This window comes from Gaetbulibacter aestuarii, from assembly GCF_039537665.1.
Classification (GTDB): Bacteria; Bacteroidota; Bacteroidia; order Flavobacteriales; family Flavobacteriaceae; genus Gaetbulibacter_A; species Gaetbulibacter_A aestuarii.
Window position 1 is genome coordinate 206,046 of the sequence record NZ_BAABAY010000001.1, and the last position, 26,111, is coordinate 232,156.

General features: G+C 40.0%; 21 protein-coding genes and 2 riboswitches. Of the genes, 3 read left to right on the forward strand and 18 right to left on the reverse strand.

The genetic code is table 11. From position 1 onward, the window contains the following. Positions 1-35: 35 nt before the first annotated feature. The 14 genes from metF to ABD682_RS00880 form a co-directional block, all read right to left on the reverse strand. Entirely contained in the window at positions 36-992 is a 957-nt protein-coding gene (metF, locus tag ABD682_RS00815; protein ID WP_344737972.1) for a methylenetetrahydrofolate reductase [NAD(P)H], read from the reverse strand. A gap of 96 nt (positions 993-1,088) precedes the next feature. Next, entirely contained in the window at positions 1,089-3,758 is a 2,670-nt protein-coding gene (gene metH / locus ABD682_RS00820; protein WP_344737974.1) for a methionine synthase, read from the reverse strand. A gap of 221 nt (positions 3,759-3,979) precedes the next feature. After that, positions 3,980-4,984 carry a homocysteine S-methyltransferase family protein gene (locus tag ABD682_RS00825; RefSeq protein WP_344737977.1) on the reverse strand — a complete coding sequence of 335 codons (1,005 nt, stop codon included), beginning with the start codon at positions 4,982-4,984 and terminating at the stop codon, positions 3,980-3,982. Positions 4,985-5,037: 53 nt separating this feature from the next. Further along, a riboswitch (SAM riboswitch) is annotated at positions 5,038-5,157 on the reverse strand. A gap of 71 nt (positions 5,158-5,228) precedes the next feature. Further along, positions 5,229-6,122 carry a cysteine synthase CysM gene (gene cysM, locus ABD682_RS00830; RefSeq protein WP_344737980.1) on the reverse strand — a complete coding sequence of 298 codons (894 nt, stop codon included), beginning with the start codon at positions 6,120-6,122 and terminating at the stop codon, positions 5,229-5,231. Beyond that, positions 6,103-6,849: a serine O-acetyltransferase EpsC gene (epsC, locus tag ABD682_RS00835; RefSeq protein ID WP_344737983.1), complete on the reverse strand. Its 747-nt coding sequence runs from the start codon at positions 6,847-6,849 to the stop codon at positions 6,103-6,105. Before epsC ends, cysM begins: the two co-directional genes overlap by 20 nt. Before the next feature lie 14 nt (positions 6,850-6,863). Next, entirely contained in the window at positions 6,864-7,916 is a 1,053-nt protein-coding gene (locus ABD682_RS00840) for an NAD(P)/FAD-dependent oxidoreductase (RefSeq protein ID WP_344737986.1), read from the reverse strand. Between the two features lies 1 nt (position 7,917). Beyond that, a complete protein-coding gene (locus ABD682_RS00845; RefSeq protein WP_344737988.1) occupies positions 7,918-8,502 on the reverse strand; it encodes a precorrin-2 dehydrogenase/sirohydrochlorin ferrochelatase family protein in 585 nt (194 codons plus the stop codon). 3 nt (positions 8,503-8,505) lie between these two features. Continuing rightward, complete coding sequence (gene cobA / locus ABD682_RS00850; RefSeq protein WP_344737990.1) at positions 8,506-9,276, reverse strand: uroporphyrinogen-III C-methyltransferase; 771 nt, start codon at positions 9,274-9,276, stop codon at positions 8,506-8,508. Between the two features lie 6 nt (positions 9,277-9,282). Continuing rightward, positions 9,283-11,376 carry a HEPN domain-containing protein gene (locus tag ABD682_RS00855; RefSeq protein WP_344737992.1) on the reverse strand — a complete coding sequence of 698 codons (2,094 nt, stop codon included), beginning with the start codon at positions 11,374-11,376 and terminating at the stop codon, positions 9,283-9,285. A 9-nt stretch (positions 11,377-11,385) separates the two neighbouring features. Continuing rightward, positions 11,386-12,633: a sulfate adenylyltransferase subunit 1 gene (locus ABD682_RS00860; protein WP_344737994.1), complete on the reverse strand. Its 1,248-nt coding sequence runs from the start codon at positions 12,631-12,633 to the stop codon at positions 11,386-11,388. 148 nt (positions 12,634-12,781) lie between these two features. Then, positions 12,782-13,687: a sulfate adenylyltransferase subunit CysD gene (cysD, locus tag ABD682_RS00865; RefSeq protein ID WP_344737996.1), complete on the reverse strand. Its 906-nt coding sequence runs from the start codon at positions 13,685-13,687 to the stop codon at positions 12,782-12,784. A gap of 11 nt (positions 13,688-13,698) precedes the next feature. Then, complete coding sequence (locus ABD682_RS00870; RefSeq protein ID WP_344737998.1) at positions 13,699-14,319, reverse strand: phosphoadenosine phosphosulfate reductase domain-containing protein; 621 nt, start codon at positions 14,317-14,319, stop codon at positions 13,699-13,701. Continuing rightward, positions 14,319-14,564 (reverse strand): DUF2061 domain-containing protein, encoded by a 246-nt coding sequence (locus ABD682_RS00875; RefSeq protein WP_344738001.1) that lies wholly within the window; start codon positions 14,562-14,564, stop codon positions 14,319-14,321. Before ABD682_RS00875 ends, ABD682_RS00870 begins: the two co-directional genes overlap by 1 nt. A gap of 179 nt (positions 14,565-14,743) precedes the next feature. Further along, the gene (locus ABD682_RS00880; protein WP_344738003.1) at positions 14,744-15,157 is read right to left on the reverse strand and encodes an RrF2 family transcriptional regulator; all 414 of its coding nucleotides are present in this window, start codon (positions 15,155-15,157) and stop codon (positions 14,744-14,746) included. Positions 15,158-15,267: 110 nt separating this feature from the next. On the opposite strand from ABD682_RS00880, the gene ABD682_RS00885 reads away from it, so the two are divergent. Next, positions 15,268-16,191 (forward strand): carbon-nitrogen hydrolase family protein, encoded by a 924-nt coding sequence (locus ABD682_RS00885; RefSeq protein ID WP_344738005.1) that lies wholly within the window; start codon positions 15,268-15,270, stop codon positions 16,189-16,191. Here ABD682_RS00885 and ABD682_RS00890 read toward each other — a convergent pair. The 3 genes from ABD682_RS00890 to ABD682_RS00900 all read right to left on the reverse strand — a co-directional run bounded on the left by ABD682_RS00890 (position 16,188) and on the right by ABD682_RS00900 (position 22,930). Next, complete coding sequence (locus ABD682_RS00890; protein ID WP_344738007.1) at positions 16,188-17,357, reverse strand: trans-sulfuration enzyme family protein; 1,170 nt, start codon at positions 17,355-17,357, stop codon at positions 16,188-16,190. The genes ABD682_RS00885 and ABD682_RS00890 overlap by 4 nt on opposite strands. Before the next feature lie 316 nt (positions 17,358-17,673). Continuing rightward, entirely contained in the window at positions 17,674-21,075 is a 3,402-nt protein-coding gene (gene thrA, locus ABD682_RS00895; protein ID WP_344738010.1) for a bifunctional aspartate kinase/homoserine dehydrogenase I, read from the reverse strand. Between the two features lie 117 nt (positions 21,076-21,192). Next, a riboswitch (SAM riboswitch) is annotated at positions 21,193-21,299 on the reverse strand. 80 nt (positions 21,300-21,379) lie between these two features. Continuing rightward, positions 21,380-22,930: a hypothetical protein gene (locus tag ABD682_RS00900; RefSeq protein WP_344738012.1), complete on the reverse strand. Its 1,551-nt coding sequence runs from the start codon at positions 22,928-22,930 to the stop codon at positions 21,380-21,382. Between the two features lie 148 nt (positions 22,931-23,078). Here ABD682_RS00900 and ABD682_RS00905 point away from each other — a divergent pair, with 148 nt between their 5' ends. Then, positions 23,079-24,254: a 2-isopropylmalate synthase gene (locus tag ABD682_RS00905; RefSeq protein WP_344738014.1), complete on the forward strand. Its 1,176-nt coding sequence runs from the start codon at positions 23,079-23,081 to the stop codon at positions 24,252-24,254. Positions 24,255-24,264: 10 nt separating this feature from the next. Next, complete coding sequence (gene leuB, locus ABD682_RS00910) at positions 24,265-25,383, forward strand: 3-isopropylmalate dehydrogenase (RefSeq protein WP_344738016.1); 1,119 nt, start codon at positions 24,265-24,267, stop codon at positions 25,381-25,383. 85 nt (positions 25,384-25,468) lie between these two features. On the opposite strand, the gene ABD682_RS00915 is transcribed toward leuB, so the two are convergent. Continuing rightward, positions 25,469-25,708, reverse strand: a complete 240-nt coding sequence (locus ABD682_RS00915) for a CDGSH iron-sulfur domain-containing protein (RefSeq protein ID WP_344738018.1) — start codon at positions 25,706-25,708, stop codon at positions 25,469-25,471. Positions 25,709-26,111 lie beyond the last annotated feature (403 nt).

The window sequence follows — 26,111 nt, forward strand, 5'->3', positions numbered from 1 at the left end:
ACGGTAAAAATTACGCCACAAAAGTAAGAGAATTTTTAAAACAAGGCCTCTGCAATCGCTTTAATATTATCACTTTTACCCATCGAGTAGTAATGCAACACAGGCACACCAAAATCGCGAAGCTCCTTACTTTGCTGTATAGCCCATTCAATACCAACTTGTCTTACAGCTTTGTTATCCTTACACGCTTCCACTTCAGAGATCAATTCTTCAGGAATATCAATTTTAAAAACCTGTGGCAATAATTGCAAATGACGTTTTACGGCAATCGGTTTAATCCCGGGAATAATAGGCACAGTAATTCCAATCTCGCGAGCACTTTCTACAAAATCAAAGAATTTTTTATTGTCAAAAAACATCTGTGTCACCACATAATCCGCACCGGCATCTACCTTTTCTTTTAAACGTTTTAAGTCCGATACCAACGATGGTGCCTCCAAATGTTTCTCAGGGTAACCCGCCACACCAATACAAAAATCCGTTTTATAATCCGATTCTACCACATCTAGCAAATACTTCCCCTGGTTCAAATTGGTCATCTGTTTCACCAGATCGCAGGCAAAATGATTTCCACCTTCCGAAGGCTCAAAGTACTGTTGATGTTTCATCGCATCGCCACGAAGCGCCATCACATTTTCAATCCCCAAATAATGGCAATCTACCAGTAAATATTCAGTTTCCTCCTTCGTAAACCCACCGCACAATACATGTGGTATCGTATCCACGTTATATTTGTGTTTTATCGCCGCACAAATCCCAACCGTTCCGGGGCGCATCCTTGTAATTTTACGATCCAAAAGGCCATCACCTTTATCAATATACACGTACTCCTCGCGCGAGGTGGTCACATCAATAAACGGCGGTTTAAATTCCATCAACGGGTCAATATTATTGTACAGTTCGTCAATACTCGTCCCCTTTTTCGGCGGTATAATCTCAAACGAAAACAGGGTTTTTCCCTTTGCGTTTTCAATATGTTCAGTTACTTTCATAATTCGTTTTTTGGGCGTTACCACAAGGGTCGCGCTTTCCGCTATATCTTTTTTTCCTGCGTCAAAAAAGGATGCCGCTGCAATCCCTAACGCAGGCTATTCTGCAATATTAGGATGCAACCATTTTCGGGCTTTGTCCTTCGAAATACCTTTTCTATTGGCATAATCGGTAACCTGATCATCAGTAATTTTACCTAATCCAAAATACTTTGCTTCAGGATGAGCAAAATAATATCCGGATACCGCTGCTGCCGGCCACATCGCCAGACTTTCGGTTAGCGATACGCCTATTTTATTTTCAACATCCAGCAAGTCCCAAATGGTTTCCTTCTCCAAATGGTCCGGGCAAGCCGGATATCCCGGTGCCGGCCTGATGCCTTTATAATGTTCTTTAATTAGATCGTCGTTACTCAAATCCTCATCCGGCGCATAACCCCAATGCTTTATCCGAATTTGTTTGTGCAAATATTCTGTAAAGGCTTCTGCAAATCGGTCTGCCAATGCCTGTGCCATGATCGCGTTATAATCATCATGCTTCGCTTTGAAACTTTCAGCCAATTCCTGAGCTCCAAAAATCCCCACGCAAAACGCCCCGACATAATCGGTTTTTCCCGAGGTTTCCGGTGCAACAAAATCAGCTAAAGCAAAATTAGCTAATCCTTCACGTTTTTTTAACTGCTGACGCAAGGTTCGGAATACGGCAATAGCTTCGCCTTTTTTCTTCACCACAATATCGTCCTCTACACTATTCGCCTCAAAAAGTCCGAAAATTGCTTTTGGCTTTAATTGTTGTTTGGCAATAATCTCCTGGATCATCATTTGCGCATCATCAAATAACTGGGTAGCCTGTTCACCAACGAGATCATCTTTCAAAATCTCCGGATATTTTCCGTGCAGATCCCAACTTCTAAAAAACGGACTCCAGTCAATAAAGTTCAACAGATCCTTTAAACTTAACTGCTCCAATACCTGAATACCCATTTCTTTAGGTTTTACCGGTAGATATTGTTCCCAATCCGGTGTAAACTTTTTACCCCGTGCTTCTGCCAGTGAAATATAATTTTTCTCCTTACCGCGTTTTAAAAACCTGGTCCGGAATTCCTCATAATCTTTTTTTAGCTTGGCAACATAAGCCTTACTGGAATTTTTATTCAATAAATCCCCAACAACAGTTACCGCCCGCGACGCATCATTCACGTGCACTACGGCGTTTTTATATTGGGTGTCTATTTTAACTGCGGTATGTGCTTTAGAGGTTGTAGCACCACCAATTAAAAGTGGCACTTCAAAATTCTCACGCTGCATTTCTTTAGCCAAATACACCATTTCATCCAAAGACGGTGTGATCAATCCGGATAAACCAATCGCATCCACACGCTCTCTAATCGCGGTTTCAATAATTTTTTCCGGTGGTACCATGACGCCTAAATCCACAATCTCATAATTGTTACAAGCCAGAACCACACTCACAATATTTTTACCAATATCATGAACATCGCCTTTCACGGTCGCCATCAGGATTTTCCCAACAGGTTCCTGCTTATCGGTTTTCTCTGCTTCAATAAACGGATTCAAATAAGCCACTGCCTTTTTCATTACCCGTGCCGATTTCACGACTTGTGGTAAGAACATTTTTCCCGCTCCAAACAGATCGCCAACCACATTCATCCCGGTCATCAATTCACCTTCAATCACTTCGATGGGTTTATTGGCGGCCAAACGCGCTTCTTCAATATCTTCAATAATAAAGGCGTCGATACCTTTTACCAAAGCATGGGTAATACGTTCTTGCAACGGATTCTCACGCCAGGAAAGGTCCGCCGTTTTTTCAGCTTTTTCACCTTTAACGGTTTCAGCAAATTCTAATAAACGTTCTGTTGCATCATCTCTACGGTCTAACAAAACATCCTCGACATGTTCGAGGAGATCTTTCGGAATATCATCATAAACCTCTAGCATCGCAGGGTTTACGATACCCATATTCATTCCCGCTTGGATGGCATGATACAAAAATGCCGAATGCATTGCTTCCCGCACCGTATCGTTCCCACGAAATGAAAAGGACACATTACTTACGCCACCACTTACGGAAACGTTTTGCAAATTATTTCGAACCCAACGTGTGGCTTCTATAAAATCGATAGCATTTCTGCGATGTTCTTCCATACCTGTGGCTACCGGAAAAATATTCAAATCGAAAATGATATCCTCCGAAGGAAAACCAACCTTATTCACCAAAATATCATAGGACCGTTTTGCAATTTCAATACGGCGTTCGTAATTATCCGCCTGTCCTACTTCGTCAAAAGCCATCACGATCATGGCAGCGCCATAGCGCTTTATTTGCTTGGCTTCCCAGATAAATTTTTCCTCTCCTTCTTTCAACGAAATGGAGTTCACCACACATTTCCCTTGAACTACCTGTAAACCGGCTTCAATAATGTCCCATTTGGAACTGTCGATCATGATGGGTACGCGACAAATATCGGGTTCGGCAGCGATCAAATTTAAAAACCTAACCATGGCTTTTTTACCATCGATCAGACCATCATCCATATTGATATCAATGATCTGCGCACCACCATCCACCTGGTGTCTGGCAATCTCTAGAGCCTCATCAAATTGTTCGTCTTTAATTAAACGTAAAAACTTGCGTGACCCGGCCACGTTGGTGCGTTCCCCAACGTTTACAAAGTTGCTGTTCGCGTTTAAAACCACAGGTTCTAAACCGGATAAACGCATGTATTTTGTTTGTTTTAATGCCATGAATTAATATTAATTCAAATTTATTTTTTGTTATTACGAGGTGCTTCGCTCCGTAGATTCCCGCCTCCGCGGGAATGACACCTATGAGGCTTTATGTATTTTATACGTTATTACGAGGAGCTTCGCGACGTGGTAATCTTTTCAAATGAACTCTAGAGTTAATTATTCGAGAGATTGCTTCGCTATGCTCGCAATGACGTATCCTTTTTTATTCATTCTTCCTAAACTGCCACAGCCAAAGGCCGCGGTTCATATTTTGCTGCTACATTAGCGATCACCCGAATATGTTCCGGTGTGGTTCCGCAGCAACCACCAATGATGTTTACCAAATTCTTCTTAAAATAGGCTTCTATTTGCTCTGCCATATCCTCCGGAGATTCATCATATTCACCAAACGCATTGGGCAAACCCGCATTGGGATGTGCTGAAATTGCAAAATCTGTTTTCTTGGCAATAGCCTCTAAATGCGGTTGCAAGAGATTCGCTCCTAAGGCGCAATTAAATCCAATGGATAACAAGGGTATATGCGACACCGAGATCAAAAAAGCTTCCGCCGTTTGCCCCGATAAAGTTCTTCCTGAAGCATCCGTTATGGTACCACTCAACATGATAGGGATATCCATACCACGCGCTTCCTTCACCTCTTCAATGGCAAACAAGGCGGCTTTCGCATTGAGCGTATCAAACACGGTTTCTACTAGAAGTATATCAACGCCACCATCGATCAAGGCTTCTACCTGTTCTTTATAAGCCACACGCAGATCTTCAAAAGTTACTGCGCGATATCCCGGGTCATTCACGTCAGGCGACATACTTGCCGTCCGATTTGTAGGCCCTATCGAACCAGCTACGAAACGAGGTTTATTGGGTTCTCTGGTTGTAAATTCCTGGGCAACCTCTTTGGCCAATTTCGCCGACTGATAATTCAACTCATACACCAGATTTTCCATCTGGTAATCGGCCATAGCAATGCGTGTCCCGGAAAAGGTATTTGTTTCCACGATATCCGCTCCGGCCGCAAAATATTTCGCATGAATTTCTTTAATAGCCTGCGGTTGGGTAATGGATAAAAGATCATTATTACCCTGCAATGCAGTTGGATAATCTTTGAAACGCTCGCCTCTAAAATCGGCTTCATTAAATTTATACGCCTGCAACATGGTACCCATAGCGCCGTCCAGCACTAAAATGCGGTCTTGTAAAGCTTTTTGTAAGGTTGTTGACATACCTTTTGTTTTATGTATCTGTATGTCATCAAGAAAAGTAAGGGAAACACTTTTCGTTATCTTTCTAATAAAAGTTTATTAGTAGAATTTAGCACCTTCTTTAATCTGTGTTACAGAAAAAAGGGTTGCCAAGGCTTCAACGGGTCTAGTCCCTCGGCCTTTCTTGATAACATATAGTACAGTTATGAACTGCGACAAAAATAATAACTATATTTTTCTTAACCTTGAAAAAGGCTATAAAAAATTAATCAAATAAGGTTGATGATAAATAGCGGTCACCTCTGTCGCAAATAATAGCTACTATTAATCCCTTATCTATTTTTTCTGCGGTTTGCAGCGCGCAATACACCGAGCCACCACTACTCATACCCGCGAAAACACCTTCTTCTTTTGCCAAACGTTGCGTTGTTGCTTTGGCATCTTCTTCCGAAACATCAATAACTGTATCAACGCGTTTTGGATCGAAGAATTTTGGCACATATTCCGGAGACCATTTACGGATACCGGGAATTCGAGCACCTTCAGCAGGTTGCGCTCCAACAATTTCAATATTAGGATTTTGTTCTTTCAAATATTTCGATGTTCCGGTAATGGTTCCGGTCGTTCCCATCGTGGCTACGAAATGCGTGATCTTACCTTCGGTATCTCTCCAGATTTCCGGTCCGGTCGTTTTATAATGAGCCTTCCAGTTATCATCATTTTCAAACTGGTTCAGTAAAGTATATCCTTTTTCATCACGTAATTTGAAAGCCAGATCGCGAGACCCTTCAATTCCAATGTCAGCAGGCGTTAAAATCACTTCAGCACCGTAGGCCCTCATGGTTTTCACACGTTCTTCCGTAGAATTTTCAGGCATGATTAGCACCATTTTTAAACCTAACAGATTGGCCACAAAGGCCAAACCAATCCCGGTATTTCCGCTGGTTGCTTCAACAAGCGTATCGCCTTTTTTTATATCACCACGTTTTAATGCTTCATTCACCATATTAAAAGCCGGGCGATCCTTAACACTTCCGGCAGGATTATTCCCTTCTAGTTTTAAAAACAAACGTACTCCCGGTTTGGAAAGTAAATGTGACGCTTCAACTAAAGGTGTATTTCCTATTTCGTTTAATATGCTATTTTTTTCGAATGCCATTTTTTCTGGGTCTGATTTTTATTTCAGTTTGATAGGTCACCACTGAATTTTCGGGTACCGATTGCGTAATCCAAACATTGGCCCCGATAATACTATTTTTTCCGATCGTAATATCACCACCTAAAATAGTTGCGTTCGCATAGATCGTTACATTGTCTTCAATGGTAGGATGGCGTTTTACAGAAGCTAATTCTTTTGAAATTTGAATACCTCCTAAAGTAACACCCTGATAAATTTTCACCTGATTACCAATAACTGAGGTTTCCCCGATAACAATACCGGTACCGTGATCGATGTAAAACGATTCGCCTATACTTGCTCCGGGATGAATATCGATTCCTGTGATCCCGTGAATGTATTCACTCATCATACGGGGCAAAATATAAACCCCCAGAGTATGTAACTCATGACTTAAACGATAAATGGATATCGCATGAAAACCCGGATATGCCAAATATACTTCTTGCAGGCAATGTGATGCCGGATCGTTACATTCAAAAGCTATCGCATCTTTATCGAGCCTGGCTCTGATTTCAGGCAGCTGTGTTCTGAATTTTTCCCAGATCGAGTTTCCATTTTCAATTTCCAGTTTATTGAGGATTTTCAAAAAGGTTGTTTCGAGGAAAGCTTCATGAATCTCAGCTTGCTCCGCATCGAATAGGGAATAAAATAGTTTTTTGGTGAATGTTTTAACCGTATCTTTTAAACAAACATTGTAACTTTTCACGTAGGTGGAATAGGTTATTTAATGGATTGAACAACTGCTTTTGGCGCCTCTTTGCGCGTACCGTCGAAACCATTTACACCACTTACGGTGGTATATTTTAAAACATATTTCTTACCCGGATTGATGATACGATAGGCCGCCTGGCACATTAATGTTGCTTCATGGAAGCCACATAAGATCAACTTTAATTTCTCCGGATAGGTGTTTACATCACCAATAGCGAAAATTCCGGGAATGTTGGTTTGGTAATTCTTTGAATTATCAACCTTGATCGCGTTTTTTTCGATCTCCAGTCCCCAATCTCCTATCGGTCCTAATTTCGGCGATAAGCCAAACAAAGGTACAAAATGATCTGTTTGTAACTCAAAGGATTCATCCTCTTTTTGTACGGTTACCGATTCGAGTTTCCCTTTCCCTTTTAAAGCTACCACTTCAGCCGGTGTAATAAGATTGATCTTATTTAACAAGGTTAATTCGCGAACTTTCTCTACGGAATCAAGCGCCCCTCGAAATTCATTTCTTCGGTGAATTAAAGTTACCTCTGAAGCAACATCGGCTAAAAAAATACTCCAGTCTAAGGCAGAATCACCACCTCCCGAAATGACCACTTTTTTATCACGATAGAACTCCGGATCTTTTATAATGTATTCCACACCTTTATCCTCATAGCGGGCAACATTATCGATAAGTGGTTTTCTAGGTTCAAAAGAGCCCAGGCCACCGGCAATAGCCACAACAGGAGCTTGATGTTTGGTGCCTTTATTTGTGGTTACGATAAACGAACCATCATCTTGTTTTTCTATGGTCTCGGCACGTTCGCCCAGAGTAAATCCGGGTTCGAACTGCTTCCCTTGTTCTAATAAATTCCTGGTGAGATCACCGGCTAGTATTTCCGGAAAACCGGGAATATCATAAATAGGTTTTTTAGGATAGATCTCGGAACATTGCCCTCCGGGTTGTGGTAAAGCGTCAATCAAATGACATTTTAATTGTAATAACCCCGCTTCAAAAACGGTAAATAACCCTGTTGGTCCTGCTCCTATGATTAGGATATCTGTTTTTATCATCTTATGATTCTTTTTTAGCAATTAATCCTTTGGTAAATTCATTGAGGGTTGACACTTTCTCCTCAAAATCTCCTTGTATTGTTTTTCTGTATTCATTTAAATTCTTCACCAAATCATCAATGTTTTCAGGGATCACCTCCTCAAAAAACTGACGCAAACGTTTGGCCGTTGTTGGCGATTTCCCATTGGTCGAAATCGCAATTTTCACGTTACCTTTCGTAACAATACCACCCATATAAAAATCGCAATACGGTGGATTATCAGCCACATTGACCAATTTGGCTTCGGCACGGCAATCCTTCCAAACCTGAATATTAACCTCAGGTATATCGGTCGTAGCCACAACCACATGCTTACCTTGTAAATAGTTTTTTTCGTAAACGTCATCAATCAAGGTTACATTTCCTGTTTTAGCCAGAACCATGGTATCCGGTCTGAACATCGGTGAGACCATCGTCACGTCAGCATCCGGACTCGACTTCAGCAAAAATCGCAATTTTTCTTCAGCCACATAACCCCCACCTACAATGAGAACCTTCAGGTTTTTAACTTTTAAAAAAACGGGGTATAAATTATTTCGTTCCATCATTTAAGCCTTTGCAAATTCATGCTTAATTTCTCCTAAAACAGCCCGTTCTTTAACCACATCACCAATAATAATGATCGCCGGCGAACTCAATTGTTTTTCCTGTGCAAGATACTCAATCGATTCAATAGTACCAATTCCAACCTGTTCATCCTCACGCGTTCCGTTTTGAATGATGGCCACAGCCGTATTCTGTTTTCCAAAACCTTTGAAGACCTCAACAATCTGTGACAGCTTGTGCATGCCCATCAATATAACCACGGTAGCGGTGGATTGAGCTGCCAGCGCCACGTCCTGTGACAGTGTATGATTCTTTGTGGTAGCTGTAACCACCCAAAAACTTTCGGATGAACCGCGCTTTGTGAGCGGAATTCCCTGATACGCCGGCACTGCCGAAGCAGATGTAATTCCGGGAACCACATAGGTTTCCAAACCAAAAGGGCGTACATAATCGATTTCCTCAGCACCACGACCAAAAATAAAGGGATCACCGCCTTTTAAGCGTACCACATGACCTTTGGTTTGGGCTTTCATAACAATAAGCTCGTTGATCTGCTCTTGCTGGTAACTATAGCACCCTTTGCGCTTTCCAACAAAAATACACTCTGTATCTTTTTTGGCGTAGTTCAATAAATCTTCATTCACCAGAGCATCGTAGAGAATTACATCTGCAGATTCAATAGCTTTGATGGCTTTTACCGTGATCAAATCAAGGTCTCCCGGTCCTGCGCCTACGACGGTTAATGTTGGGGTTTTTACTGCTACATGTTTCATATCCCTCTATTTTAATGCTCCGAGCGACGCTTCTCTAAACTGTTTTACCTGTTTTAAAAAGGACTTTGCATTAGCGACATAGTGTATCGCAAAATCTTTTGTTGGAGCGAATTTATTTATTTCATATATGATCTCAGAAAAGGATTTCCCTAATTCAATCTCGCCGGTTTCTATAAATAATTCATCAAACTGCGTTATAATATTGGCCTGCGAATTCGTTCTTTTATTTTCGGCAAGTAATAAGGCTTTCGCCGAATTAACCATGGATGTGTAGGCGTGATAAATGGCATGAGAATACACTTTATTTTCAAAGGCTTCCTCGGCATTTTCAATCTTTTCTTCACTTTCTAAAAATAGGGTCGCTACTAAATCCACCACAACACCGGCACATTCACCGATGCCTATTTCCTTGACATATTGCTCATTGGTGCCCCAATCGATAAAATCATCCTGAGTTAAATTTGATACGTCCTGAAGATCGTTCAACAGGTCATAGAAATATCGCTCACCGGTTACGGCATAATAGGCCTCAAAGGATTTTCCTTCAGCATTGGCTTCAAAATCATTTAAAATACGTCGCAATGCTTCCGGACCACGCTTGCTGGGTACTTTCACTACTTTATCTGCAAAAACACCCTGTCCGTTGCCTTTGTTGCCACCACCCAATAACACTTGTAATGCCGGAGCTACCAATTTATCAGGCGTGCGCACAGACATACCCTGAAATCCAATATGCGCCATAGTGTGCTGACCACAGGCATTCATACAACCACTGATCTTGATCACAACATCGTTATTATTCAAATACTGTGGATATTCCGCTTTAATAACGCGTTCCAGTTCATCTGCAATACCGGTACTACTGGCGATTCCTAAATTACAGGTATCCGTTCCGGGACAGGCCGTAATATCAACAGCTTTGTTGTAACCCGGTTCTGCAAAACCTAATTTTTCAAGTTCTGTGTAGAAAAACGGCACTAATGCTTCCTTCACAAAAGGAATAAGTATGTTTTGACGCAGCGTCAAACGAATTTCACCGGCGGCATATTTTTCAACCAGATCCGCTAATAAACGAGCTTTATCCGTGTAGAAATCACCTAATAAAACCTTTATTCCAATAGCCACATATCCATCCTGTTTTTGAGGAACCAGATTATTGGATTTCCATATTTCAAAGGCTTTTTCATCTGTAATTTCCACTTGAGGAGCTTCAACGCTTTTTGGCTTTGAAGCTTCATAAGCATCAGCATCAATAGGCACCGAATCATGTTCAATGGCCTTTTGTTCTTCAGCAATCAGAGCTTTCAATTCCTCAAGCCCGATATCCTTCAATAAAAATTTCAATCGGGCTTTCGCGCGACTTTTACGTTCACCATAGCGATCGAAAATACGCAACACGCCTTCCATAACGGGGATGATCTTGTCGGATTCCAAAAACTCATAGAACACATCGGCATGACGCGGTTGCGATCCTAATCCGCCACCAATCATCACCTTAAAGCCACGAACACCATTTTGGATCTTCGCAATAAACCCTAGATCGTGCATGTAAGATAAACCGGTATCTTCATCAGAGGCTGAAAAGGAGACTTTAAACTTTCTACCCATTTCCTGACAAATAGGATGACGTAAAAAGAATTTGAAAACAGCCTCAGCATAAGGCGATACATCAAAAGGTTCATTTACATCAATTCCGGCGGTTTCACTGGCGGTAACATTCCGGACTGTATTACCACAGGCTTCACGAAGTGTTACTTCATCGCGCTCCAATGCCGCCCACAACTCGGGCGTTCTGTTCAGATCCACATAATGAATTTGGATATCCTGACGTGTCGTAATGTGTAAGCGTCCACGGGAATATTCATCCGAAACATCAGCAATACGGTGAAGCTGATGACTTTTCACTTTACCATAGGGTAGTTTGATACGAATCATCTGAACACCTTCCTGCCGTTGCCCATAAACACCACGTGCCAGACGCAAACTTCGGAACTTTTCCTCGTCTATTTTACCATTATTGAAAAGCTCAATTTTTTCAGCTAATTCAATAATATCTTTCTCCACAAGTGGATTTTCTATTTCTGTTCTAAAACTTTGCATGGTTATTTTTTATTGAATAAAACCTGCACCAACCGTATTATTATTTCTGGTATCGATTAAAATGAAGGAACCGTTCGTTCTGTGGTTTTTAAAGGGATCGTAAAAAATAGGTTTGTTTAATTTGAAACTTACCGAAGCGATATCGTTCATGCCCAATCCTGAAACATGGTCTTCAGTTCCTGAATAATCCGGTTTTATTTTGTGATGGATGGATGCCACTTTGGCTAACACTTTGTTTATTCCATGCTGCACCACATACTTTCCGCCGGGCATTAGTTTCTCAGAATCCATCCAACAGACATTGGCTGTAAATTCTTTTTCTACCGTTGGTAAATCACCGGATTTCACGATCATATCACCACGACTCACATTAATATCATCTTCCAAAGTAATGGTAACGGAAGAGCGTCTCGAAGCTGTTTGGTATTGATCTTTATAAAAATAAATGGCTTTGATTTTTGATTTGGTTTGCGAGGGTAATACAACTACTTCATCGCCCACACTTAATTCACCGCCATATACTTTCCCGGCATAACCTCTGAAATCGTGAAAATCTTCAGTCTTGGGGCGAATAACATATTGCACCGGGAAACGTGGTGTACCAACGTTGTAAATATCTGCCTTTTGTAACTGTTCTAAATGCTCTAACAAGGTTTGGCCATTGTACCAGGACATTTCTTTTGATTGATGAACGACGTTATCGCCTTTCAAAGCACTCACCGGAATAAAAGTGATCTTTTGGTCCTGATAATCACGTTTTGCCATCAAAGCTCCAAAATCAGATTTGATTTTTTCATAAATTTCTTCTGAATAATCCACCAGGTCCATTTTGTTGATAGCAACCACAACATCCTTGATGCGTAATAAATTATTGATGAAAAAGTGACGATTCGTTTGGTCGATCACCCCTTTTCGCGCATCAATAAGAATGATGGAAGCTTGCGAGGTAGACGCACCGGTAACCATGTTTCGTGTGTACTCCACATGGCCCGGTGTATCCGCGATAATGTAGCTTTTCTTCTTGGTAGAAAAATAAATGTGCGCTACGTCAATTGTAATTCCTTGTTCGCGTTCGGCTACCAAGCCGTCGGTGGCTAACGAAAAATCCAAATAATCATACCCCCTTTGTTTGCTTGTTTTTTCAATGGCTTCTAACTTATCTGTCGTTAACGATTTTGTATCGTAAAGTAAACGTCCGATAAGGGTACTTTTACCATCATCAACACTTCCTGCTGTTGCTATTTTTAATACTTCCATTCTTCACCCCAACCCGCTCCAAAAGAGAGGGAGTTCTTTACAGGTAAATTTTAAAAATTAATATTTATTCTTTTACATCTTACTGAAAATCAATCCCTAGAAAGATAATTTTCAGAAAAATTACTAGTTCCCCTTAGGTACTAGGGGATTAAAAATACCCCTGCTGTTTGCGTTTCTCCATAGCGGCCTCCGAACGTTTATCATCAATTCGAGCTCCGCGTTCTGAAATGCTGCTTTCCCTGATCTCTTCCACCACTTTATCAATGGTTGTGGCATAAGACAATACAGCTGCGGTGCAACTCATATCGCCAACGGTTCGGAATCTTACAAACTCTTCAAACACTTCTTCGTGCTCATCACGATACACAACCTCATCATCGGCGGTCCAGATCAATCCGTCGCGTAAAAAGACTTTACGTTTATGCGCGAAATAAATGGATGGAATTTCAATTTGTTCTCTTTCGATATAAGACCACACGTCCAATTCCGTCCAGTTGGAAATTGGAAATACCCGAACATTCTGTCCTAACTCAATACTACCATTAAGCATATCGAACAATTCAGGACGCTGGTTCTTTTCATCCCATTGGCCAAAATCATCTCGTACTGAAAATATGCGTTCTTTGGCACGGGCTTTTTCTTCATCACGGCGCGCTCCACCAATACAGGCATCAAACTTAAATTCCTCGATCGCATCTAAAAGTGTGGTGGTTTGCAAGGCATTCCGACTGGCATAACGCCCGGATTCTTCGCGAACTTTACCTTCATCAATGGAATCCTGAACGTGACGCACAATGAGGTCTAAACCAAGTTCTTCAACCAATCGGTCTCTGAATTCAATGGTTTCAGGAAAATTATGTCCCGTATCAATATGCATCAAGGGAAACGGAATTTTTGCCGGATAGAAGGCTTTTACTGCCAAACGCACCAGGGTTATGGAATCCTTTCCACCGGAGAATAACAATACCGGTTTTTCAAATTGTGCCGCTACTTCTCTTAAGATGTAAATGGCTTCGTTTTCTAATGAATTTATATGCGCTGTGTCTTTGTACATCGTTTTTTATTTTAAGCATGTAAACCACATTCGCGGTTAGCCAATGCTTTTGTGGGGTCAAAATATTTAAATTCGTTTGGTAAATCGTGGGCTTTCAAATAATCATCCAACTGTTCATCAGACCAGTGATAAAACGGACTCACCTTAAGTACGCCATCGTTACTCAAACTAAAAATGTCGATACTGTTTCTAAACGCCGTTTGTCCTTTTCTCAAATTGGTAAACCAAACCTCAGGCTTATGTTCTCTCATAGCACGTTTAAACGGTTCAAGTTTCACTTGTTCTGTAAATAATTGATGTTCCGGCGTGTCGATCTCAGGAATTCCTAAAACCACATCGCGGTGTGCCGCTGTTTGCTTAGGCACGTATAAAAAAATATTCAAATTCAATTGTGCTATGACAGCTTCTGCATGGCGATAGGTTTGCGGGGTATTGTACCCGGTATCACACCAAACCACCGGAAGTTTTGGTGATTCTGCTGTAACAGCATGTAAAATAGCCGCCTCGTACGGTCGGAAATTAGTTGTGACAACAGCTTTGCCGGATAATTCTAAGGCTTGTCTAATAATATCCTCCGGCGCAGCTGCTGCCAAATCTCTATTTAGTTTAGTTATAGTTTCTTTTTGTATCATTATTTTCCCCATTGTATGGCATTCCAAATGCGTTCGTGAAAAAAGTATAGTATCATTTTTGTGATGAGTTCGATGCCTCCTATAGAAAAGGCCAAATCTAATTTTCCCGTTACCAACCAGGAAATAACGATGGTATCCAAAGTTCCGATGGTTCGCCAACTCAATGATTTCACTACACTTCGCAGTGGTTTTTCATCCAGAATATCTGTTTTGTAACTCGTTTTTTCTTTCGTTTGTATTAGCATATCAATACCAATTTTTACTATTTTCTATAATTCCTATCAATTTAATAGGAATTACAAATGTAGAAATTAAATTGAAACAAAAAAGGAGATGTTTTAATTTTTCGGAAAATTGAAAATATTTACCCGAATCCTTTAAATATTAGGAAGAATATGGAGGATAATTGCGAAAATCGCAGTATTTAAACTACTGATAAATCGGCTAAAGAGGTGTTTCGGAATATCTCCAGAGTATTATCGCGTACCTGAAGCATCAATTTATGAACACTACAGGTTTTCTCGTCGGGGCAGTCATCACACTGCTCGTAATAATTCAAGCTTACACAGGGAACCATAGCGATGGGACCTTCCAAAACGCGCATGACCTCCGTCATTAAAATGTCCTTTGGATCTTTCAACAGATAATAACCGCCGTGCTTACCCTTTTTGGAACCTAAAAACCCTGATTTCCGAAGTGTTAGCAAAATACTTTCTAAAAATTTTTGAGGAATTTGCTCATATTTAGCAATCTCCCCTACCTGAACAGGAGTATCATCCTTACTTCGGGCAATGTAAGTTAGGGCTTTAAGACCGTATTTTGTTTTCTTCGATAGCATAATGCTAATATAGTTAAATTAAAAAAAGTGCCCTACAACGCACCTCATTTTACAGATATTATGTAACTTGTTTTACCCCAGTAACTTGAATTCACTTTAAACTTTCAAAAATGCCAAAATCATTAAAAGTTGCTGCCGCTCAGTTGGCACCGGTATTCCTGAATAAAGAAAAAACGGTGGAAAAAGCCTGCGCTGCAATAGCCGAAGCAAGTCAGCAAGGTGCTAAATTAATCGTATTTCCTGAAGCCTTTATTTCGGGTTATCCGGATTGGATCTGGCTCATTCCGAATAGTAAAGGTGCAGAACTCAACGAGCTTTATTTGAAATTGGTTGAAAATGCCGTATCTGTTACGGACGACAGTACACGAAAATTATGTGAAACTGCCAAAAAAGCGAAGATCAATGTGGTTATGGGTATGCACGAACGGAATTCCGAAACCAGCAATACCAGTTTATTCAATAGTCTCTTATTTATTAATGATGAAGGCATTATACTTGGAAAACATCGCAAATTGATCCCTACAGGTGGCGAACGTTTGATCTGGTCGCAGGGCGATGGCAGTACGCTAAAAACCTATGATACTTCTGTTGGAAAACTGGGCGGACTCATTTGTTGGGAGAATTTTATGCCTCTAGCGCGAAATGCCATTTATGAATTGGGAGCGCAAATTTTGGTATCGCCTACCTGGGATAAAAGCCCCAACTGGATTCTGAGCATGCAGCACATTGCCAGAGAGGGTGGCGTATTTGTGATCAGTTGCTGTATGGCCTTGAAAATAGATGATATTCCCGATACGTTTGATTTCAAAACCCTTTATCCAAAAGATCGAACCTGGATCAATTCGGGAAATAGCATGATCGTTGCGCCTAACGGGAAAGTTCTCTCAGGGCCTTTGGAAGCTGAAGAAGGTATTTTGTATGCCGACATAGATCTGGACGATATCATTAGAGCCAAACGGATGTTCGACGTTGTTGGGCATTATGCTCGACCTGATGTATTTGATTTCAATTTTAAATCGAGAAAAAAGCTTTAGCCAAGCGCCTGTTCCAAATCTGCAATAATATCATCAACATGCTCCAAACCAACAGAGGTACGTACCAATCCGTCGGTGATGTTCACGGCCAGACGATCTTCTTCTGCCAAACTACTATGCGTCGTAGAAGCGGGATGCGTTACAATGGTTCGGGTATCACCCAAATTAGCGGAAAGTGAACACATTTTTATAGCATTTAAGAATTTACGTCCGGCATCTATGCCTCCTTTTACTTCAAAAGCTACGATATTACCACCTAATTTCATTTGCTTTTTAGCGACCTCATATTGCGGATGCGACTTTAAAAATGGATATTTCACCCAATTTATCTTAGGATGTTTTTCAAGAAACTCGGCTACTTTCACGGCATTTTCGCAATGCTTTTCCACACGTACCGGCAAGGTTTCCAAACTCTTCGAAAGTACCCAGGCATTGAATGGTGATAAGGCCGGACCGGTATTTCTGGAGAACAAATAGATCTCGCGAATCAGATCGGCCTGACCCACGGTAACGCCGCCAAGAACACGACCCTGGCCATCAATCAATTTTGTTGCCGAATGAATTACTAAATGTGCACCGTGTTTTATAGGTTGTTGAATATAAGGCGTAGCAAAACAGTTATCGATAACAAGAATCAGGTCATGCTTTTTAGCAATATTGTTCAACAGGTCCAGATCGATGATATCTACCGCAGGATTTGTAGGCGACTCAGCGTACAAGATTTTTGTAGCCGGAGTAATTAAGCCTTCAATAGTTTCCGGTTTGTTAACATCAAAATAGCTTGTTTTAATATTCCACTTTGGTAAGAATTTGGTAAATAAACTATGGGTAGATCCAAATACAGATCGCGCCGAAACTATATGATCGCCGCTATTTAACAAGGCTGCAAATGTTGAGAAAACTGCTGCCATTCCAGTAGCAAAAGCATATCCGGCCTCAGCACCTTCCATCTTGCAGATCTTATCAACAAATTCACTCGTATTCGGATTTGTGAAACGGCTGTAAATATTGCGTTCTTTTTCCTCTGTGAAAGACGCCCGCATATCTTCAGCATCCTCAAATACAAAACTTGATGTGAGATACAATGGCACTGAATGTTCCAAATATTCCGAACGGTTCAACTGTGTTCGGATAGCTTCTGTTTCTATATGTTTCTTTTTGCTCATGTTTTATTTTTTAGAATAGAGAAGTTAGAATAGAGAAGTTAGAATAGAGACTAGAGACTTTTAATACTTGCTTTCAATAGACTTGTGTCTCTTTTCCAGCTTCTCTCATCCCATTTCTCTTCTCTCTTTTCTCTTTTCTCGTTTCTTTTTTATATTAGAATAGAGAAGTTAGAATAGAGACTAGAGACTTTTAATACTTGCTTTCAATAGACTTGTATCTCTTTCCAGCTTCTCTCATCTCATTTCTCTTCTCTCTTTTCTCTTCTCTCGTTTCTCTTCTCTCGTTTCTCGTTTCTCTTTTCTCTTTTCTCCACAACTAATTAATATGTTTCGACAATCTCAAAATATCGCCAAAAACACCTCTTGCTGTAACCTCAGCGCCTGCCCCGGCACCCTGGATCACGATAGGTTGTTCGCCATAACTTTCAGTGAAAATTTCAAAAATGGCATCACTACCTTTTACATGTCCTAAGGTACTATCTTCAGGAATAGAAACCAATTTCACTTCCAATTGTCCTTTGTCCTGGGATAGATCGCCAAACAAATCGCCAACATAGCGCAACACATGTCCGGGTTTTTGTTCTTTTTTTATAGATTGAAATGCTTCATCCAATACGTCCAACTGACTTAAAAAGTCTTCTACAGAAATATCCTGATATTGCTTCGGTATTAAATTTTGAATGGCTACATCTTCAAATTCATTTTTCAGATCTAATTCTCTTGCGAGGATTAATAATTTCCGCGCCACATCATTACCTGAAAAATCTTCTCGGGGATCGGGCTCGGTAAAGCCTTTATCTATAGTTTCCTGAACGATCGCACTGAACGGTTTATCCTGAACTGAAAAATGGTTAAATAAATAGCTCAAGGTTCCTGAAAAAACACCACGAATTCTGGTTATATTTTCACCGGATTCATGTAATAATTTTATGGTGTCAATTAACGGCAATCCTGCTCCTACTGTAGTTTCATATAAATACTCTTTGTTATGTTCCTTCAAATGACTGCGAAGTGTGGTGTAAAAATCATGTGAGATGGTATTGGCAATTTTATTGGACGAAACCAGGTCGAAACCGGCTTCTACCAGCGGTATATAATTTTTATGAAAATCACTGCTAGAGGTATTATCTACCGCAATTAAGTTTTCCAAATGATGTGTTCTGGCGAAATCTACGATCGCTTCAATAGAACTTTCTGTTGATGAATTCTCGATGTCAGCTTTCCAATGCTCACCAACACCTTTTTTATGCAACACTAATTTTCTGGAATTTGAGATCGCAAAGACGTTGAGATGAATGCCTTTGCGTTTTTCAATATAGTTTTTAGACTTTAAGATCTGATTGATCAGCGCACCACCTACCAAACCGTGCCCGAAAATAGCAATATTGATCTTTTTGGAAATTCCGAAAACCTCACCATGAATAACATTCATCGCCTTGTGAAGCTGTTGTTTTTTCACTACCAAACTCACATTTTTTCCTGTAACCGTATTGTTGAACAATAAAGGCGTGATCTGGTTTTTAATAAGTGCATTAAAAGGTTTGTGGAATGAACTTAAAGCAATACCAATTATGGAAATTACCGAAACATCATCTACCACATGGATATTGTTCACATCTTGAGCATAGAAATCGCGCTCAAACTCGCGTTCTAGAGCAATAACGGCTTGCGTAGCCTGATCCGCGTTAATTACCAATCCAATGCCGCGCTCTGAAGAACCTTGCGAAATAATACTTACACTGATATCTTTGTTTCCTAATGCTCCAAAAATTCGGGCATCAACGCCACTTTTTCCAAGCAATCCGCGCCCTTCTAAATTAATTAAGGCTACATTTTCCAAAACAGAAAGCGAGGTTACCTCTTTTGAATTCGGTTTGGCCGTAATTAGTGTTCCCTCATCATCAGGATTAAAGGTATTCAGAATACGCAGACTGATATTTTTTTCCACCAGTGGAATGATGGTCTTTGCGTGTAAAACCGTAGTTCCGAAGTTAGCTAACTCATTGGCTTCACTAAAGGACAATTCCCGGATCTTCTGAGCATCCTCGACCAGATCAGGATTTGCTGTATAAATACCATTAACATGAGTATAATTCTGCAATTCTTCAGCATCCAGATAATTGGCTAATAAAGCGGCTGTATAATTACTTCCATTGCGCCCCAAAGTGGTGGTTTCATTATTGGCATTCGATGCAATAAATCCGGTAACCACGGGAACGGTATCGGTTAAAATTGTTTTAAAATACTGCTTAATATTATCCTTTGAAAGTTGCGCTATCGGTTGGGCGTTTCCAAAGCTACCATCGGTTTTTATTAATTTCCGCGCGTCGGTTGGTTGCGCTTTTATGCCACGCTCATTTAATAAAGCCGATACCATTTTAACTGCCAGCAACTCGCCATGAGCCAAAATCTCATCTTTGGTCTTTTTACTGTAATCACGCAATAAGCTTACGCCTTCAAACAACTTTTCCAGAACAGAAAATTCTTCCTCAAAATCAACAGTTTTTAAAGGTTCTGTCTGATAGGCCTTAAACGCTTCAAAATCTTCCTTATAATCCTTACCTCTATGGGCTTTGTGTAAAATATTTTCGAGCGTGTCTGTAGCATTTCCTCGTGCAGAAACAACGAGCGTAATTTTTTCTCCGGCCTTCACTTTGGATTCCACAATAGATATCACCTTATCTAAACCTGCGCCATTGGCAAGAGACTTCCCGCCAAACTTGATCACTTTCATTCTTTTCTTTTTTGAATCGGGCACAAAAATGCCTTCAATAATTTTTTCCAGTTGTTCGTATTCCATTAAAAATGCATCGTGGCCATGCACCGAATGAATTTCATTATATGTTACATTGGCGTGGGATACCGCTAATTGTTTATGGGTTTGCCGGTTTTCTTCTGCCGTAAAGAACAGATCAGAATCCACACCAACGATATGAATATTTGCTTCAATATTGTCCAATACATTGAATGCCTCTGGACGACCTTTGGTAACATCAATGGTTTTCAACAACTGATTCATCAATTTATAAGCCGATAACTGAAAACGCTCCTGCAGCTTATTACCATGATGCAACAACCAGCTTTCTACATTAAAAATTTCCAGATCTTCATTCTTACTTCGCTGAAAACGTGCCTTAAAAGATTCGGGTGTGCGGTAACACAGCATCGCATGCATACGCGCATCATGCACCGGATTTTTTGAATTGAGTAAAAACTGCTCCTGAATTTGGCAATTCGCGATCAACCAATCCGTCGCTTTCCAGTCTGTTGCAACGGTAATAAGATGTTCTGTAACATCAGGTTGCAGCACAGCCATTTCCCAAGCCAAACCACCACCCAATGAGCCGCCAATAATGGCAAATAATTTTTCAATATTTAAAGCCTTTAAGCCCAATAAAAAAATGCGAGCCACATCACGAGCCACAAAATCTTTGTAGTTCTCAATTACAAAACCATCGTAGCCGTTCCCGGGGATGTTAAACCCTAATATGGTGTACAAGTTGGTGTCGATAACCTTATCTTTTCCAATAAGATCCTTCCACCAGCCATCTTTCCCGGCCACATTACTATTGCCGGTCAAGGCATGATTTACCAGAATAACCGGCGCAGTTCCCAGAGCTTTTCCAAAAACCTGGTAGCTTAAGGGAATTTCAGGATAATGCGCACCACTTTCCGTAGTAAAATATGATATAATGGTATGTTGTAATTCAGACTTCAAATTATTTACATTGGTTTTTGATTTTTTACCAAATACAAAAGTCAATATGCGCTCGAAAGCGTTCTACCTAGAAAAATGTTAAAAAGAAAATATAATAAATTACGGTAAGTAATTCGTTAGTTATCTATCTAAAAATGAATTTAGTAGAATGTAGCACCTTCTTTACAGGTAAAGGGTTGCTAAGGCTTCAACGGGTCTAATCCCTCCGCCTTTCTTGATAACATTTCAATACGTGTCTTGAACTTTGTGAGTGCAAATATTCAATTAGAAAAATGGAATATCCAAATTTTTAGAAGACTATTTTTTATTTTTCCAATTGATTCGCTTCAAACTTGGCACGAATAATCTCTGCAATAGGTTTATTTTCAATTTTGGATTCTAACCAGGAAATAATGTCCAGATACAAGAAAGCGCGACTTTCATAAGGGTCATTTTCAAAGGTTTTTAATTTCTTATGAAGTTTGATAAAAGCGGCCTTTACTTCATGCGGATAAATATCTCCCAGACCTCTTAAGAACTTAATGATCTCTTTTTGGACCTCGTGCAGATCTTCCATTTTGATCAGGAATTTATAGGTACTCCTAATTAAAACGTCTAGATTGTAATCGAGTCCGGCCTCATAGTGTGCTACCAAATTCAAAATCCTTGAGAAACAAAGAAGATCTTCACGCATTTGAAGACTTTTATTACTGATGATCTTATCTAAATATTTGATACAATTTTTTAGATCTCCTGCGCCAAAATACATACTGGCTATTTTGTAATAGAACACCATAACGTGGTGCTCGTCGATACGATCTTTATATATTTTTAAACGGTCTAAAACCTCATCGACCAGATGTAAACCAGCCTTGAAGCGACCTTCCATAAAATACAGATTGAACTTATTGTTATAAATGTACAGGAATGCAAGCCCATCTACATTATCATCCCGATGAAACCATTTCTTTTGGGTTACACCTTCAAAACGTTCCAGACTTTCCTTGAATTTTTCGTGCTGTCTAAGGTAGTATAGTGCCTCCAGAAGGTAGTGATTTCCTTTCAGGAAAAATACCGGATTCAGCTCGATCATATCTTTATTATCATAAAACAGATCCACCCATTTCGCCGCGTATTTATAACTTGATAAAAAATCAACCGTTAAGAAACTATACCACAAATACGATTTGTACAACCAGAGTTTTTCCCGAAAACCGAGTTTATTGATGTCGTATTTCGGAAGGCGATCATGGAAATATTTGGTTACGATCTTGTGTTCTTCATCATTCTTAACATACCCCGTTTTCAGAAATAAACCATAGAGCTGTAATGACAAATTCGATAATTTACTGGTGAGCACATTTTGCATACTCAACTCCTTGGCCTGAATGGTCAATTCATCCGCACGATTACTTAAACTACGGGTTATATATTGCGATTCTATAACTTTTTCCAACTCTACAATTTCGTAGGCGATATTCTTTTCTTCGTGCGAAATAGCGAGACTTTTCGCTTTATCTAAAATTTTTAAACTCTGTTTATAGAGTCCTTTGTGATATAAAATAGTAGCAAAATCGAGTTGTTCACGGATCTGGATACGAACATTTTGGTGTGAAGGGTTTAGACGCAGACTGATCAAAATTTGTTTGTACAAATGCGCTTTAAGATTGGATAATTGCTGCTTCTTAACGATCCCTTTTTTTATAATAACGGACTCGTCGTAAGTAGAAAGCTTATCTAAGATGTTAAAAAGCATCAAAAATTTTGAGTCCTCATTCACCCCCAAACGTCCTACATAAAGTTTAAATTGGCGCTTTTCAGACTTCGAAAGGGACTTTACCAATACAAACAAATTATCTTTTTGATCTCTTACCATAGTTATAAACCAAACGTCAATTTATTGATTATCAAACCTTTAAGTTTTAAAATGAAGGTTTAAACATCGTAATAAATGTACGATGAATTCTCTATTTTCCAAACCAAAATATACATTCGTACTACAATTAGAAAATATATTTGAATAAATGTCTGATAACAACGTCCAAATTTTCGATACGACCTTAAGAGATGGCGAGCAAGTTCCTGGTTGCAAACTGAATACTGAGCAAAAAGTAATCATTGCAGAGCAGCTGGATAAGCTAGGTGTTGATGTGATTGAAGCCGGATTTCCGGTGTCCAGTCCTGGTGATTTTAGATCGGTAGAAGAAATTTCAAAAATTGTGAAAAATGCTACAGTTTGCGGTTTAACGCGATCTGTTGAAAACGATATTCAAGTTGCTGCTGAAGCTCTGAAATATGCCAAAAAACCGAGAATTCATACAGGTATTGGTACTTCAGATTCGCACATCAAGCACAAATTCAAATCCAATCGGGAAGCTATAATCGAACGTGCTGTTAAAGCTGTAAGCTATGCAAAATCCTTCGTTGAGGATGTAGAATTCTACGCAGAGGATGCCGGTAGAACCGACAACGATTATTTAGCGCGAATTTGTGAGGAAGCTATTAAAGCAGGTGCTACCGTTTTGAATATCCCTGATACCACAGGATACTGTTTACCCAGTGAATATGGTGCCAAAATAAAATACTTGAAAGAGAACGTAAAAGGTATCGAAAAAGCCATTTTGTCCTGTCACTGTCATAACGATTTGGGTCTGGCCACAGCCAACTCTATCGAAGGCGTGATCAATGGCGCACGCCAAATTGAGTGTACCATCAATGGTATTGGCGAACGTGCCGGAAATACTGCTCTTGAAGAAGTGGTAATGATATTAAAACAACACCCTTATTTGAATCTGGATACGAATATCAATACCCAAATGCTTTATGGATTGAGTCAATTAGTGTCCGATCGTATGGGTATCTATACGCAACCAAATAAAGCTATTGTAGGTGCCAATGCCTTTGCTCACAGTTCGGGAATTCATCAGGATGGCGTGATAAAAAATAGAGAAACCTATGAGATCATAGATCCTAAGGATGTTGGTGTTACAGCCTCTGCTATTGTACTTACCGCTCGTAGCGGAAGGGCTGCATTAGCATACCGCGCTAAAAACGTAGGCTACGAATTAACCAAGCTTCAACTTGACGAAGTTTATAAGAACTTTTTAGATTTTGCTGACAAGAAAAAAGAAGTTGACGATAATGATATCCATCAAATCATAGAAAGTTGTAAATTGTACAAGGAAATCATTTCCGCATAACCATCAAATAATGAAACTAAATATTGCCGTATTACCGGGCGATGGCATTGGGCCAGAGGTTACTGCACAAGCCGTAAAGGTCTTGAAAGCCGTCGCTATGGAATTCGACCATCTTTTTACGTTTCAATATGGTTTGATTGGAGCCAGTGCTATTGAAAAACATAACACACCTCTGCCGGAAGAAACTCTTAGCATTTGCAAAAACGCAGATGCTATTTTGTTTGGTGCCATCGGTACCACAGCTTATGATATCGATCCGAATGCCAAAATGCGCCCGGAACAAGGTCTATTGCAATTACGGAAAGCGCTCGATCTTTATGCCAATATTCGTCCGGTTGTAGCTTATGAAGAATTATTAAATAAATCCTCGTTAAAGAAAAATAAGGTAAAAGATACCAATCTTATTATTTACCGCGAACTCACCGGAGGTATCTATTTTGGAGAAAAGAAATTAAGTGAAGATGGTAACGAAGCTTCCGATAGTTGCACCTATACGCGTAAGGAAATTGAACGTATAACACATCCCGCCTTTAAAGCGGCCCAGGCACGAAGCAAAAAAGTAACGCTTGTAGATAAAGCTAATGTACTGGAAAGTTCCAGACTTTGGCGTCGCGTGGTTCAGGAAATAGCGCCGCAGTATCCAGATGTAACGCTTAATTACATGTTTATCGATAATGCCGCAAACGAGCTCATTATCAATCCAAAACAATTCGATGTTATCCTAACCGAAAATATGTTTGGTGATATTTTAAGTGAAGAAGCCGGGGTTATTGTGGGATCCATAGGCTTACTCGCTTCAGCGTCGCTGGGTGACAAACATGCCATGTTCGAACCGGTTCATGGGTCTTACAGCCCTGCAACCAATAAAGGTATTGCAAATCCTATAGCTTCAATTTTATCAGCCGCTATGATGCTGGATCATTTAGGATTGGATGAGGAAGCTACAAGAGTACGCGATGGTGTTGGCAAATCTTTAAAATTACACATTACAACACCAGATTTAAATACGAAATACGACAATATAAGCACAACTAAAGTAGGCGATTTTATCGAGGATTTTATTAATAATCCTGATGAGACCAACCTCAACTTTACGAATATACATCTAGGGCAATCGACTATTATTTAATTTTTAGAGTTAGTCGTCAACAAATTAAACATAGCATTGCTTAAAAAAGCGCATGGCAACATGCGCTTTTTACATTTTAAAATTTTTATAGGGTATTATGCGTTCCGTCGCAGTAGGGCAAATTACTACTTTGTTTACACATGCATAAAAATACTTTCCCATCACGTTTGGGCGTAAACACCACCGGTTCAAAATCGTTATGGCGGTGAGAACCATCACAAAAAGGTTGCTTATCCGATTCTCCACAAGCACAAAAATACTTGGTTTCTCCTTTATTTAATTCAACTTCGGCCGGTTCTTTCCCGGCAATTTTTCCTTTACTCATGTTACTTGGTTTTCGTTTGAATATAAGAAAAAAGCATAGAAATCAAAATTTTCATTATAAAAATCTATTTGGGCGTTCCCCTGCGGGTCGCGCTTTCCGCTAAATCTTTTTCTCGAAAACTCAAAAAAGGATACCGCTGCAATCCCTGCCTGCCGGCAGGCAGGCCTAACGCAGCAGAAGTAAATTAAAAGATGTTTAGTAATTCCGAGTGAAATGAAGTATCTGTAGTTAATAATTCGCTTGATGAAATTACCACGTCGCAAGCTCCTCGTAATGACAAAAAAGTAACGTCATCGCGAACGCAGTGAAGCAATCTGTTGATTGTGAATTGCTGTTTCCATACATATTAGCGAAGAATCTTTACTCCAAATCAAAAGATTACCACGTCGCAAGCTCCTCGTAA

Excerpts from the sequence above, each read along its gene's own strand:
- metF (WP_344737972.1), bottom strand. The coding sequence starts at position 992 with ATGAAAGTAACTGAACATATTGAAAACGCAAAGGGAAAAACCCTGTTT.
- metH (WP_344737974.1), bottom strand. The coding sequence starts at position 3,758 with ATGGCATTAAAACAAACAAAATACATGCGTTTATCCGGTTTAGAACCT.
- ABD682_RS00825 (WP_344737977.1), bottom strand. The coding sequence starts at position 4,984 with ATGTCAACAACCTTACAAAAAGCTTTACAAGACCGCATTTTAGTGCTG.
- cysM (WP_344737980.1), bottom strand. The coding sequence starts at position 6,122 with ATGGCATTCGAAAAAAATAGCATATTAAACGAAATAGGAAATACACCT.
- ABD682_RS00840 (WP_344737986.1), bottom strand. The coding sequence starts at position 7,916 with ATGATAAAAACAGATATCCTAATCATAGGAGCAGGACCAACAGGGTTA.
- ABD682_RS00845 (WP_344737988.1), bottom strand. The coding sequence starts at position 8,502 with ATGGAACGAAATAATTTATACCCCGTTTTTTTAAAAGTTAAAAACCTG.
- cobA (WP_344737990.1), bottom strand. The coding sequence starts at position 9,276 with ATGAAACATGTAGCAGTAAAAACCCCAACATTAACCGTCGTAGGCGCA.
- ABD682_RS00855 (WP_344737992.1), bottom strand. The coding sequence starts at position 11,376 with ATGCAAAGTTTTAGAACAGAAATAGAAAATCCACTTGTGGAGAAAGAT.
- ABD682_RS00860 (WP_344737994.1), bottom strand. The coding sequence starts at position 12,633 with ATGGAAGTATTAAAAATAGCAACAGCAGGAAGTGTTGATGATGGTAAA.
- cysD (WP_344737996.1), bottom strand. The coding sequence starts at position 13,687 with ATGTACAAAGACACAGCGCATATAAATTCATTAGAAAACGAAGCCATT.
- ABD682_RS00870 (WP_344737998.1), bottom strand. The coding sequence starts at position 14,319 with ATGATACAAAAAGAAACTATAACTAAACTAAATAGAGATTTGGCAGCA.
- ABD682_RS00875 (WP_344738001.1), bottom strand. The coding sequence starts at position 14,564 with ATGCTAATACAAACGAAAGAAAAAACGAGTTACAAAACAGATATTCTG.
- ABD682_RS00880 (WP_344738003.1), bottom strand. The coding sequence starts at position 15,157 with ATGCTATCGAAGAAAACAAAATACGGTCTTAAAGCCCTAACTTACATT.
- ABD682_RS00885 (WP_344738005.1), top strand. The coding sequence starts at position 15,268 with ATGCCAAAATCATTAAAAGTTGCTGCCGCTCAGTTGGCACCGGTATTC.
- ABD682_RS00890 (WP_344738007.1), bottom strand. The coding sequence starts at position 17,357 with ATGAGCAAAAAGAAACATATAGAAACAGAAGCTATCCGAACACAGTTG.
- ABD682_RS00900 (WP_344738012.1), bottom strand. The coding sequence starts at position 22,930 with ATGGTAAGAGATCAAAAAGATAATTTGTTTGTATTGGTAAAGTCCCTT.
- ABD682_RS00905 (WP_344738014.1), top strand. The coding sequence starts at position 23,079 with ATGTCTGATAACAACGTCCAAATTTTCGATACGACCTTAAGAGATGGC.
- leuB (WP_344738016.1), top strand. The coding sequence starts at position 24,265 with ATGAAACTAAATATTGCCGTATTACCGGGCGATGGCATTGGGCCAGAG.
- ABD682_RS00915 (WP_344738018.1), bottom strand. The coding sequence starts at position 25,708 with ATGAGTAAAGGAAAAATTGCCGGGAAAGAACCGGCCGAAGTTGAATTA.